This is a genomic window from Martinezella lusitana (genome assembly GCF_016901135.1).
GTDB classification, from domain to species: domain Bacteria; phylum Pseudomonadota; class Alphaproteobacteria; order Rhizobiales; family Rhizobiaceae; genus Rhizobium; species Rhizobium lusitanum_D.
Map to the genome: position 1 here is coordinate 1 of NZ_JAFEVL010000029.1, position 11,839 is coordinate 11,839.

The following is an 11,839-nucleotide window of genomic DNA, read 5'->3' on the forward strand; positions in this document are numbered from 1 at the left end:
GTCGCTCGGCACCCGTCAGGATCTCAACCTTGGCCATTCATACCCTGTTACGTCACAAATGAATCATCTGTGTCGTAACTTGAGCTAATTCCGCACCTAACCAAAACCGGCTCACCGGACGCTCACAGCTCTTCACCCATGTCGATGACATAGCGCGCGAGCGAACTTATTCAATTGACCATCAGATGCGCACACCGGAAATTTCCACGCTGGACAGATTTGGAACGATCGCGGATCTCAAGGGTTGCTTCCCATGGATGGAGCAAAGTTTGATGGATATTTTTGGATTTAGAAGAGATGTGGTGGTATCGCTTGGACCGCCAGGGAATACTCGTACGGCCGTGACCAATGTTGTCGATGCCGTGGGATGCTTGACGCTCAGATGGCCTGTCACTTCCGGCCAATATTACTGGGCAGCACAAGAAACATGCCTTGCAGTGTTCGACGGCAGCAAATCAGCAAATGATGCTCGGTCTGCATTTTTGCGGGCCGCGAACGAAGCAGACGTCATCGTTTGGAAGCAATGAGACGCCATGCGTCGGATGTGTCCAGTATCGGGATAGCGGCGGAGTCCACCGCCAAACTGGATTTGCCAGGGTCTACGACCTAGATACCAGACGCTTCAACCGCTCTGATGACGAGGAGTACGAATATTCCTATTAGGATGCCGCGGGCGCAGTTATCTCATCATCACTTAGGTTAGGAGTTCGCCTCCTATTTGAGACCACGGATGAAATTCGCCCGAGTGTGATATGGAATCGGGAAAGCATCTTCTTGAGTTGCAAGTTCTCGGTAAGTCCGTATGTCCTTCTTCGTGCCTGAGGTGGCTCGCCCTACACTGGTCTTCCGAGGGTTGCTCGGATAGGCCGAGCCGATCCTCACGACAGGAGGACGAGCCGTGGCAGATTATAGACAAGCTTTTGTCGGAATCGATGTTGCCAAGCTGAAGAATGCAATTGCAATTGCTGAATCTGGCCGGAATGAAGAGATCCGTTATTTCGGCGAGGTTGAAGCATCGGATGCCAGCATGCGCCGCGTTATCCAGCGAATAGCCGCAAAGTTTGATCGCGTGCATTTCTGCTACGAGGCCGGCCCCACCGGTTACGACCTCCACCGGCTCATCAACTCTCTTGGCCATGACTGCATCGTAGTCGCTCCGTCGCTGATCCCGAGGAGGCCTGGCGACCGGGTGAAGACGAACCGTGGAGACGCGCTTGCGCTCGCCCGGCTGTTGAGGGCCGGCGAGCTTACTGCGGTTTGGGTTCCCGACGAAGGTCATGAAGCTATGCGAGATCTCGTTCGCGCTCGCTCTGCCGCAGTCGAGACATTGCGGGTTCATCGGCACAGGTAAGCGCCTTCATGCTCAAGCACGGTCGCATCTATCCACGCAAGAAAGGCTGGACGATGCGGTATCTGCACTGGCTGCAGGAGCAGCGGTTTGATCATCCGGCACATCAGCTTGCACTGCAGGAAATGGTCGAGGCAGTGCGCGTCTCTGAGGAGCGTGTCGAACGACTGGAGAAAGTGATCGAGGAGTTCGTCCCGAACTGGTCTCTCGGCCCGGTTGTTCGAGTGCTACAAACGTTGCGCGGGGTCGATCTAATTGTCGCCCGCCATCCGCTATGCCGAGCGGCAGGGACTTACCTACATGGTGCAACGCCGGCCAACGTCCTTCCCTTCAATTCCGCGTCGAAGCCGCGAGCCAGGCAAGCGTAGCCGTGAAACGCCGTTCACCGGCCGATGTGCGATGCCGCCAACCGCAGGGGGCGGTTGGTAGGGCCGAGGACGCTGGTATTCAGCGACGCCTGGAGACGTGTCCACGCAGGAACTCCGCGAGATATAAAGTTACCGGCAACCGGCGGCCATGGCCAATGGCACATCGGCGCCTTCGTGCGAAACAACCGCAACGGGCCACCCGGCATCGTCAACTTAACGGAACGTGGAATTTGAAGTGCGATGACGGGCGATGACAGATCGTGATCCGCTATATCGTGGCCATCGCTTTCCCGCTGAAATCATTGCCCACGCGGTGTGGCTTTATTTCCGTTTCCCTCTCAGCCTGCGGATGGTCGAGGATTTGCTGGCTGTCCGCGGGGTCATTGTCTCCCATCAGACGGTTCGGCTGTGGGTGGAGAAGTTCGGCCGACATTTCGCCGACAACATCCGCCGTCGCTCATGCGGCCAGCTTGGAGACAAGTGGCACCTTGATGAAGCCGTCATTTCGATCCGAGGCAAGAAGCACTGGCTGTGGCGCGCCGTTGATCAGGAGGGTTTTGTTCTGGAGGTGCTGGTGCAAAGCCGCCGCGATGCCAAGGCGGCCAAACGCCTGATGCGTAAGTTATTGAAGAGCCAAGGCCGAGCGCCGCGGGTGATGATCACCGATAAGCTTCGATCCTACGGTGCCGCAAAGCGGGAGATCATGCCTGGTGTCGATCATCGCTCTCACAAGGGCCTCAACAATCGGGCGGAGAATTCCCACCAACCCATCCGGTGGCGAGAGCGGATCATGAAGCGCTTCAAGTCACAGCGACACCTACAACGCTTCGTCTCTATCCATGACCCGATTGCCAACCTGTTCCACATCCCGCGCCACGACATCTCCTCCAGCCATCATCGCGAGCTGCGCGCAGCGGCGATGAACCTATGGGCGAAAATCGCCCGGGCATGACAGACAAAAGGGGCCTGCTTCATGGTCGCGCCTTTTTGCCGTTAAGTTTACGATGCCCTAACGGGGTTTCCTTATCATGACGGGTATCATTGTCGCCGTCAGGACGTCGAAAACCTTTCGTCAGCGACGCCGCTATCCGGGTCTGCTCGGTTCGTTCAAGGGATTGGTCTCTCCCAAATATACCGAGGTCAAGGCCGTCGATGAGATTTCTTTCGCGATCGGGGCCGGTGAGGCCGTGGGTTATCTCGGGCCGAACGGCGCCGGGAAATCGACGATGATCAAGATGATGACCGGTATTCTGGTGCCGTCCAGCGGCAGGGTTTCGGTCCTCGGGCGCGTGCCGCATAAGGAGCGGATGGCCAACGCCCGGGAAATTGGCGTGGTGTTCGGTCAGCGCAGCCAGCTTTGGTGGGATCTGCCGGTGCGGGATAGTTTCGAACTCAGCCACCACATCTACGATATTGCGCAAAGCCGTTTTGACGAGAACCTGGGCATGCTTTGCGACATGCTGGGCATATCGTCGTTTCTCGACAGTCCCGTCCGCCAGCTCAGTCTTGGCCAGAGGATGCGCGCCGAAATAGCGATGTCGCTGTTGCACGATCCGAAGATCCTGTTTCTCGACGAGCCCACCATCGGCCTGGACGTCATGGCCAAGGATTTGGTGCGCAAGTTCCTGTCGCAGATCAACAAGGAACGCGGCGTCACCATCATCCTCACCACCCACGACCTGCAGGACATCGAGCAGATCTGCCCGCGGCTGATTATGGTGGACGACGGCAAGCTTCTGTTTGACGGCGAGCTCACTAAATTGCGAACGGTCTTCGGCGCGCGGCGGCGATTGACGCTGGAATTCAAATCTGACCCGGGCGATGTTGTTTTGAGTTGTGCAACTCCGGTCAGCAGCGAGGGTATGACGCGACACTTCCTGCTCGACAATGACAAGACATCGCTGATCGAAGTGCTCACGGAATTAGGCGATGGCTATGACCTGCACGATGTTTCTCTCGACGCGCCCGATATCGAAGAGGTGATCCGTACCTATTACCAAAATCGTCTGGCCGTGGAGGCAGCGTGAGCAGACTGTATCTCGCTTTCACAGCAACCGCGTTTCAGACGCGCTTGGCCTATCGCGGGGAAGTCTGGGCTAGCCTATTCGGCAGACTTGTCGAAGTGCTGGCAAGGATAGCAATCTAGTCGGCGGTGTTCATGGGCAAGCCGAGTGTGGATGGTATCAGTCTTTCCGAAATGATCACCTGTTCGCTGATCGCTGGCACGGTGCTCGGTGCGTGGGAGCCAGGCTATCTGATCAACGAGGTCGGCAAGGCGGTCAAGACCGGCGATGTTGCCATTCACTTGCTGAAACCCTTTCACTATCCGGTTTATCTATTTGCCGTTCAGCTTGGCAATCTCGGCTTTTCGCTGATTGCGTTGGTCGCACCAGTCATCGCTATCATCGGCTTGATTTACGGCATCCAGCCGCCGGCAAGTGTTGCTCATGGCATGTTGTTTTTAGCATTCTGGCTTTTGTCGTTCTCCATTTTCTTTCTGCTGGCGACGGCCATCGGCCTGTTGTCGTTCTGGATCATGGATGCGCGCTCACTCGAGTGGTTTCTGCAGGGCATCATGTCTTTCCTGTCAGGCAGCATCGTGCCGCTCTGGTTCTTTCCGTCGGCACTTGCGGCCATCGCGCGGTTTCTTCCCTTTGCCTGGATTTCTTACTACCCAGCGGCCGTCAATCTCGGAAAACTTGACCTTTTTGATGCGGGACTGATGCTGGTGGTCGGCATGGGGTGGGCTCTGGTGCTGGCTGGTGCCGTGGGCTTGTTGTGGTCGCGGGCCCGGCATCGCATTGTCGTGCAAGGGGGATGAGCATGGGCCGTTCGCTATCCACTCTATGGTTCATTGCGGGGCTGCGCATCCGAACGCGCCTGGAATATCGCGCCTCGCTGTTCCTTGGATGGATCTCCCAGGCATTCGGCTATGCCAGTGCCTATGCGGCGATCTGGCTAATCCTTGCTCGGTTTGAAGTTCTGGGTGGATGGCGCTGGCCAGAAACGGCGCTGCTGCTCGGCTTCCATATTCTTTCCTATTCTCTGGGCGCTTCACTGAGTTTTGTACAGATGCGCGACATGGAGGGCCTTGTGCAGCGCGGCGAGTTCGACGCATTGCTCGTCAAGCCGATTAGCCCATGGGCCTATCTGGTGTTCTCCGGCCTTAACATCGGATATGGCGGCCATATTCTTCTCGGTTTGGGCATGAGCGTTTGGGCTTTGACGCAGGTGCATCCGGCATGGACGGCATGGACCATCCCATTTGCCCTTGCTGCGTTGATAAGCGCGGCGATGCTCGTTTGCTCGGTCATGACGATGATCGGCGCTACGGCGCTGATCTGGGGACGGTCAAACTATCTTTATTCGATCTTCTTCGGTTTCTGGCAGTTGGCACGCTACCCGCTCAATATCTTTTCGGGCGCCATCCAGGTCATAATGCTGACAGTGATGCCCTTGGCATTCATAAGCTATGTGCCGGTTGCCTCGATTTTAGCGAAGGATATTCCGATATTTGGCGCATGGGGACCGGCGTTGACACTGATCGCTGGGCCAGTGTCTGCCGGCGCAGCAGTGCTGCACTGGCGATATTGCGTCCGTCATTATCAGAGTGGTGGTGGATAACGCATGGCGTATCGTGGTTATGTGATTAGGTTACCTATTTGATCTGTGGCAAAAACGCCGTGAGGCGTAATTCAGCGGCGGCCCGATCCACAACAGCACAGCGCGCCCAGATCCCTTGATGAACTTCCAGCCAGCTTGCTCTCGCTATACACCGCACAATCAACCGGCATTCCTCAACGATCCGAGGAGATCGGCAACCGTGCAAGGCTTTCAGTCGCTTTTGCAATTCTAAGCCGACAGTGTGAAATCCTTAGCTGAGATTGGGGGCCAAAATTACCACTAAACCTAAGCAGCTCATGATATTTTGTCGTTTGAAATTGGTAACTGAAAGCGACAGCCGGACAAGCCTGAGCGCGCCATCTCGGCAAATCCGTCAGCGTGGTATGGCGAGCTGAAGCCGGAGTTGGGTGCCGAGGCATATCAGGATTTGCTTGAGATCATCCACGACCCGGGGGTCGTGCATGGGATGGTGGACGACTATCGGGCGGGGCTGACAGTCGATCGGCAGCATGACCTCGAAGACAGAATGGCAGGCAGACGAGTGCAATGTCCGACCCTTTGCCTGTGGTCGACGAAGGACGACATGGAAGAGCTGTACGGGAACCCGATCGACATCTGGCGGCCTTGGGTCAACGAGATAAAAGGACATGGGATCGACAGTGGGCATCATGTTGCGGAGGAAAATCCTGTGGCTCTGGCTGAAGCGTTGAAATCATTCTTGCGATGAGGGGAAATCGCGGACGGAAAGGTGGGGTGCTCGTCTGCCGTTTCGTTGGCCATGGCGAGAGAACCGAAAAACCGCCATGTTCACCATCCCTTTCGCGTCGGCTTGACACGCCCGCGATCTCGAAAGCAAAACTCGCGTAGCCTAGCATGGTTCCAAATGAGGCTATCGTCGGTACTCCCTAAAACGTTTCGCCACACAGCAAAACTAATGAATGGGGAATAAGTCCCAATCGGCGTCGCGGTGCCCCAGGATTTCCGAAGAGATGATATCCGCCGCGATCTGACTAAACGTTATGCCATTGCCGCCGAAGCCCATCGTCACGAAGACATTTTTCATTCCGGGGAGGTGGCCGATCATCGGCAACCCGTTTGGCGTTACACCGAACGCAGCCGACCATGTGAAGTCGGGTTTGCCGATCGATATGCCAGTCAGATCACCCAGCTTCTCAACAAGAATTTTCGCCTTCTTTGCGGCTTTTGACGAATCCTTGTAAGCGTCCTCGCCATCTTCGTCCTCACCGCCGACAATGACCCGGCCATCCGGCGTCGTTCGGAAATAGAGATATGGATCCGAGCCTTCCCAGACGAGATAGCGATCGAGCCATCCCGGTCGCTTCAAGCGCGGCCGGCTGGCAAGTGCCCATGTCGAGATCAGCTTCTGGCTCTTGTTCGCAATTGCCTCCAGGAATTCGTAGCCCGTGCAGAACACGACATGGTTTGCCGTGATCACCTGTCCCTCGGATGCCGAGACGACGACGTCTTCATCGGAGTTGCGCACGTCCTTGATTTCGACGCCTGCGGTGATTTCGATACCGTGGGTTTTTGCGTTTCGAAGCAATGCTGCGGTCAGTTGCGCCGGATCGGCTGACGCTGAAATCGCGCTGTCGATGGCGGCGCGCCGATGAAGCCCATGTCGTTCCCGAAGAGTGGCAGCGTCGAGCAGTTCCGCTTTGATCCCAGCCTTGGTTCTGGCATCGACCTCCGCCTGAAGTGCTCGAGCGCCATACTCCTCACCCGACAGGAACAGCGTATGCTTCCTCTCGAAGGCACATTTCAATTCGAGGTCCCGGACAAGGCTGGCGAGCGCCTCGACCGCACGCGCCGAGCGCTGCCAGACACGTTGCCCCGTCCTCTCGCCGACCATCTTCGTCAGCGCATGCAGGGGGACATCGATCTCGTGCTGTATCATCGCCGTGCTGGCCATGGTGCTGCCACGCACGGGCTGTCTGCGATCGACGATAAGGATTCTCAATCCCTTTCCCGCCAATGCATGCGCCATGAGCGCACCGCTGATACCCGCGCCAACGATGATAACGTCGAACGACGTTGATGATGGTCTCTTCCTCGAAACCACCGAAATTCTCGGAGAGGCCGCCCACAGGGGTTGGTCGTGGCGCAGGCGCTGCTTATGGGTAAGGGGCGCGGAATTATCCAATGGAGAGACCCGAACGGGAGGATGCGATGCCACTTGCCATCGCCTGGCGGTCGAACAATGGTCGTAGGGCCGCCCGCTCTCGCAGGCGGCCCACTTTTCAAAGCGCTTTCATGTCATCGCGTTCGCGACCGCCGATGACGGCGGCGACGGCGGCAATGAATGCACCGATCAGGAGCGACAATGTCCCGAAAAGAGCGAGCTTGGCGCCGGCCTTGCGGGCAGCTTCTGCAGCTTGCTGAGCCTTTTCCTTGGCGACTTCAACATTCTGCAGGATCGTGTCCACTCGCGTTTTCGCCTCAGTGTCGGACAGGCCGGTCTTCGCAGCGACCAGCTGTGTCAGATAGGTCTGATCATCCGCAGATATGCTGCCGGCAACCGCGCCATTGGCAAGGATTGTGGCAACCTGTGCTGCTGAGGTGTCGCTGACGTTTGCATTTGCCGGAAGCTTCCGTGGATCGGCCGGACGCAGCAGGCTGTCGACGAAGTAGGAGCTGCCTCCCATGCTCTCTCCCGCCTTGGAAACCGCCGCAGTGGCTGCGCCGGATGTCACGGTGGAAGCGGCCTGGACCCCCGCGCCGACGATCGACGAAAGGGCTGAGCCGAGAACACCAACGACAACCAGCGTCGCCAATGCCCAGGTGAGGAGGCCATGGGCGGTGTCCCGGAAATAGACCTCATCCGTATGGACCGACACCCATTTCGTGCGAAGGCGGCCAGTCAGGTAGCCGCCGATACCGGCCGACAGCCACTGGACGATGATGAGCCAGATAGCCGCCGAGATCGAAACGGTGGCGACCCCGGCACTTTGCGAGGACCAAGGCGAAACCATGGTGAGGCCTAGTCCGGATCCGAGCAGTGTCAGGATCAGCGTCACCCCGGCAGCAGCGAGCGCTCCTGCGATGATCGGCCCCCAATTCACGCCAGACGCGGACGATTCAGGAGCCGCGGCATATACCGCATTTGAGTCGATTGCTGACATGATGTGCTCCTATCGCACGAAGAGCATGATGAGGATGATGATCGGGATCGGAATGCCCAAGAACCAGAGAAGAATGCCGCGACCCATGAGAGCCTCCTGTGTTTAAGATAGCTTGGTGAGAAAGGAGAGCCCTGACCTTAAGGCCAGGGCTCATTTCATCAGACGCCCGGCTGGCGATAGCGGCCTCGCTCTTCCTCGATGGCCTCCGGGCCGTAGGGATCAAGGGTATCGTCGAACTTGGTCCAGCCCTGCCTGGTGTATTCTTTGCGACGCTCGACCGGATCGACCCAGTTCGACTGCTTGAGAATTGTCTCTGCATTGAGTGCAACCGCGTCCTCGACCCTCGCCGTGACCAGTGTTCCGCCGCGACGAACACCTTCGGCATAAACATGCGCGTCGGCTTCCGGAACGCCGGAATCAACCAGGGCACCGATGAGGCCGCCCGCCGCACCGCCGGCGGCTGCGCCAGCAATGGCACCGACCGCGGTTGCTGCAAGCCAGCCCGCCGCGACGACGGGGCCTACGCCTGGAATTGCGATCATGCCCAAACCCGTCAGCAGACCGCCCGCGCCACCAACGACAGCGCCGAGCCCGGCACCCGTACCGGCGCCATTGGCCGCACCCGAATGATCCTTGTCATCGTTGTCATCGTTGTCAGCATTGTGCGAGACGATGCTAATCTGATCCGAGGGCACACCAGATCTCTCAAGCGTTTCGACTGCGGTTTCGGCATCCTTGTAGTCGTCAAAAAGTCCGGAAACTGTTTTCATTATAGTTCTCCTGAAATCGATCAATTCGGACGAGCGGCAATTACATCGCGACGATGTTGCCCTGGTAGTCGAGGGTGACCGAAACGGACTTGCCATCCTTCATCGCGTTGGACTGCCAGAGGCCCTTGTCATCGAGCTTGAGCGCCGTGACGCCGCTATAGCCCGCCTTCTCGATGCGTTCCTTGGCCTGTGCCTCGGTGAAGCTGTTGCGGCCCGCGACCGGCGCCGTCGGGTTTTTTGTGCTGGGGGTAGCGACGGCCGGGGTATTGGCATCGGTCGACGGGGTCGCAGGTGTCTGGGCGACAGCCGTCAGCGCTGACGCTCCAAGGAGCGCCGCGGCGAAAATCATCATTTTCATTGTGTTTCCTCACATTGCCGGATCTTCGTCACGAGACCCGTAAGTCTACAACCAAGTGGAGAGCAATTGGTTCCGGTTGGGCTGGACGATTGGGGGAGGGTAGGTGGTCTATTCCCCGTTAACTTGCTGCCGGTCGGCGGTATCGGCATGCCGACTTTGTCCCGGCCGACTTGTCTTGAATGTGTACCGCCACGGCGAGCCCATCGTTCGACGTACATCCCTGCCGCCGCGCGTTCTTGGTCAACTTACACGCCTTTATCTCGCGAACGGGATGTGAGGAGGTTCAAATGGAAAAGTCCGCCGCTTGGTGACGGCGGACCTCGGTAGCGTGTTGTGAATTCAGGTCTTGTCTACGACCTTCTTGATCGCATCCTTGGCTTGACCCGTCGCCTGCTGGGCTCAGGCGGCTTTCTTGCCCTTGGCATTGGCTGATGTTTGTGCGAGCTGTGTCAGCTTCCTGTCGGTGGCTTCCTCCTCGCCAAGGTTCAACTGAAGAAGGGGGACGGCGGCGTTGACGCCAAGCTGTTTGGCCCATGCGACCAGCGTACCGTAGCGGGCGATTTCATAATGCTCTACGGCCTGTGCCGATGAGATCAAGCCTGCGTCAAGGGCCACCACACCCTTGTCCTCCTCCATGATCTCGTCACCTTCGGCGAGGATCCCCTGGATAGCTTCACAGGTTTTGCCACGGGCCGGCTTACCCAAAAGCTCAAACACCTGTTCCAGGCGCTCGATCTGGCCCTGGGTCTTGTCACGGTGCTTCAGGAATGCTGTCTTGCTGTCCTCGGCCTGGGCGGCACGCGCCATCTTCGGCAGCGCCTTCAGGATCTGCTTTTCTGCAAAATAGATGTCCTTGAGCATATCAAGGAAAAGGTCGTTCAGGGTCTTCTCCGTAGCCATGATATCCTCCTATGGCGCGATCGGTAGCAGTACCCTAACTCGGCGTGGTACCGAATGTTCCGGCATCCCTTCAGACACGAACGACATCTTCAACCGAAGACAGTCCCCCGCAGCCACCCCGCTAAGGGTCGTCATATCTGGTTGCTTCGACAAATAATCTCTTAGACCGTGAACCGGTTGACCGCGTGAATGAGGTCGCAAGCGAACTTCGGAACATCTGCCGCTGTCGTCTGTTTAGTTCACACATCAACCCGAAGGAGCGAATTGATGGAAGAAAACGCCGCTAAAGCCCTTGCCGACGAATACATCCGTTTGGGCGGCAGACGCCAACTCGTGATGGACGATAACAATCTCACCACACGCACATGGGAGAAAGACGCGCCAGAAGCCGATGCGTTCTGGATCGAGAACGTACATTCGCTTCCGGACGCGTATCGGCGGGAAGTGTTGTCCTTCCTCCCCGCTATAAACGCGATCTGAGAAAATGTTTTGAATGGCTGCCCCGAGTTACATCGGTTCAAAACTCGCTCATCCTGAGCGTGTTAACCCTGCGGTGCGCGTAGGTAAGGGCTCAAAATCGATGGCACAGGAAGCACATGTCACTGACCGTCGGTACGCGTCGAAAATGCAATTCGCACCTCAGAGATCAACCTTGGCATTTTCTCCCATGTCCGGCTTCGTGCTCGAGATCGCTGCTGCGATCATCTTGATGTAGCTGACAAGGGTGCCTGAGCAATCCCAATATTCCGCAAAGGCCGGGGTTACCTTTAAAACCCTGATCGCAGGGTCGTCCGGGCTGTCCCACCATGCCTTTGCCGGTGTTCCCCATAACTCCTCGATCCACTCGCGATCCTCGAGAATCTCGGCTCGGCCCGAAACTGAGACATATTTCTGCTTTTTCGGGTCGGCAAAGGCCACGCAGACATCAGGCCGCAGCGCAATATCCTCATCCTTGTGACTTGCAACGTCGGTCAGGAAATAGAGCGCGTTTTCGATGCGCTCCGCATGGGCCGTCATCGGCCGCGCCCGCAGGTCTGGCCCTCCCTGCGTGGTCAGCATGCAGAAGCCGATCGTGTCGATGAGATCCCAAATTCGCATTGCGTCATCTTGTTCGGTCATGTCGATCTCCTTGTTGGAGATACGAAACCCCCGCTGCCGTCTGGTTGTTCCTTCCTCCAAACGCTTTGCCTACCATGTAACAAACAGGCCGATAGCGGCGGCGACCATGACGAGCGTTGCTAGCCATCCGACGATCTTCAATCCGATTTGCAACCGAAACTCGCCCATTGCCGGACGATGGCTCGAAAGATGCATCATCAACGCCATGACGG

Annotated in this window: 12 protein-coding genes and 2 pseudogenes; 8 read left to right on the plus strand and 6 right to left on the minus strand. The window is 57.5% G+C overall.

The annotated features are described in order from the left end of the window. The first annotated feature begins 185 nt into the window (after positions 1-185). The 7 genes and pseudogenes from JTP94_RS11165 to JTP94_RS11195 all read left to right on the plus strand — a co-directional run. Positions 186-527: a DUF982 domain-containing protein gene (locus JTP94_RS11165; protein ID WP_204850564.1), complete on the plus strand. Its 342-nt coding sequence runs from the start codon at positions 186-188 to the stop codon at positions 525-527. A 371-nt stretch (positions 528-898) separates the two neighbouring features. Beyond that, positions 899-1,611: pseudogene (locus JTP94_RS11170) on the plus strand (IS110 family transposase); the annotation flags it as partial. 355 nt (positions 1,612-1,966) lie between these two features. Continuing rightward, entirely contained in the window at positions 1,967-2,668 is a 702-nt protein-coding gene (locus JTP94_RS11175; protein WP_204850565.1) for an IS6 family transposase, read from the plus strand. Between the two features lie 76 nt (positions 2,669-2,744). Next, positions 2,745-3,743 carry an ATP-binding cassette domain-containing protein gene (locus tag JTP94_RS11180; protein ID WP_204850566.1) on the plus strand — a complete coding sequence of 333 codons (999 nt, stop codon included), beginning with the start codon at positions 2,745-2,747 and terminating at the stop codon, positions 3,741-3,743. A gap of 131 nt (positions 3,744-3,874) precedes the next feature. Then, complete coding sequence (locus tag JTP94_RS11185; protein WP_204850567.1) at positions 3,875-4,537, plus strand: ABC-2 family transporter protein; 663 nt, start codon at positions 3,875-3,877, stop codon at positions 4,535-4,537. Positions 4,538-4,539: 2 nt separating this feature from the next. Continuing rightward, positions 4,540-5,340, plus strand: coding sequence for an ABC transporter permease (locus JTP94_RS11190; protein ID WP_204850568.1), 801 nt, complete (start codon positions 4,540-4,542; stop codon positions 5,338-5,340). A gap of 334 nt (positions 5,341-5,674) precedes the next feature. Continuing rightward, positions 5,675-6,067 (plus strand): annotated as a pseudogene (locus JTP94_RS11195) (alpha/beta fold hydrolase); the annotation flags it as partial. A 204-nt stretch (positions 6,068-6,271) separates the two neighbouring features. On the opposite strand, the gene JTP94_RS11200 reads toward JTP94_RS11195, so the two are convergent. From JTP94_RS11200 to JTP94_RS11220, 5 genes are all read right to left on the minus strand, one after another. After that, entirely contained in the window at positions 6,272-7,501 is a 1,230-nt protein-coding gene (locus tag JTP94_RS11200) for an FAD-binding oxidoreductase (protein ID WP_204850570.1), read from the minus strand. Between the two features lie 97 nt (positions 7,502-7,598). Beyond that, positions 7,599-8,480 carry a hypothetical protein gene (locus JTP94_RS11205; RefSeq protein ID WP_204850571.1) on the minus strand — a complete coding sequence of 294 codons (882 nt, stop codon included), beginning with the start codon at positions 8,478-8,480 and terminating at the stop codon, positions 7,599-7,601. Positions 8,481-8,638: 158 nt separating this feature from the next. Beyond that, positions 8,639-9,250 (minus strand): general stress protein, encoded by a 612-nt coding sequence (locus tag JTP94_RS11210; protein WP_204850572.1) that lies wholly within the window; start codon positions 9,248-9,250, stop codon positions 8,639-8,641. Between the two features lie 40 nt (positions 9,251-9,290). Then, a complete protein-coding gene (locus JTP94_RS11215) occupies positions 9,291-9,608 on the minus strand; it encodes a PepSY domain-containing protein (RefSeq protein WP_204850573.1) in 318 nt (105 codons plus the stop codon). A gap of 399 nt (positions 9,609-10,007) precedes the next feature. Beyond that, positions 10,008-10,508: a ferritin-like domain-containing protein gene (locus JTP94_RS11220; protein WP_204850574.1), complete on the minus strand. Its 501-nt coding sequence runs from the start codon at positions 10,506-10,508 to the stop codon at positions 10,008-10,010. 267 nt (positions 10,509-10,775) lie between these two features. Between JTP94_RS11220 and JTP94_RS11225 the strand changes: the two genes are divergently transcribed. Continuing rightward, on the plus strand, positions 10,776-10,988 hold the full coding sequence (locus JTP94_RS11225; protein ID WP_204850575.1) for a hypothetical protein: 213 nt from the start codon (positions 10,776-10,778) through the stop codon (positions 10,986-10,988). Between the two features lie 159 nt (positions 10,989-11,147). On the opposite strand, the gene JTP94_RS11230 is transcribed toward JTP94_RS11225, so the two are convergent. After that, positions 11,148-11,627: a pyridoxamine 5'-phosphate oxidase family protein gene (locus tag JTP94_RS11230; RefSeq protein WP_204850576.1), complete on the minus strand. Its 480-nt coding sequence runs from the start codon at positions 11,625-11,627 to the stop codon at positions 11,148-11,150. Positions 11,628-11,839 lie beyond the last annotated feature (212 nt).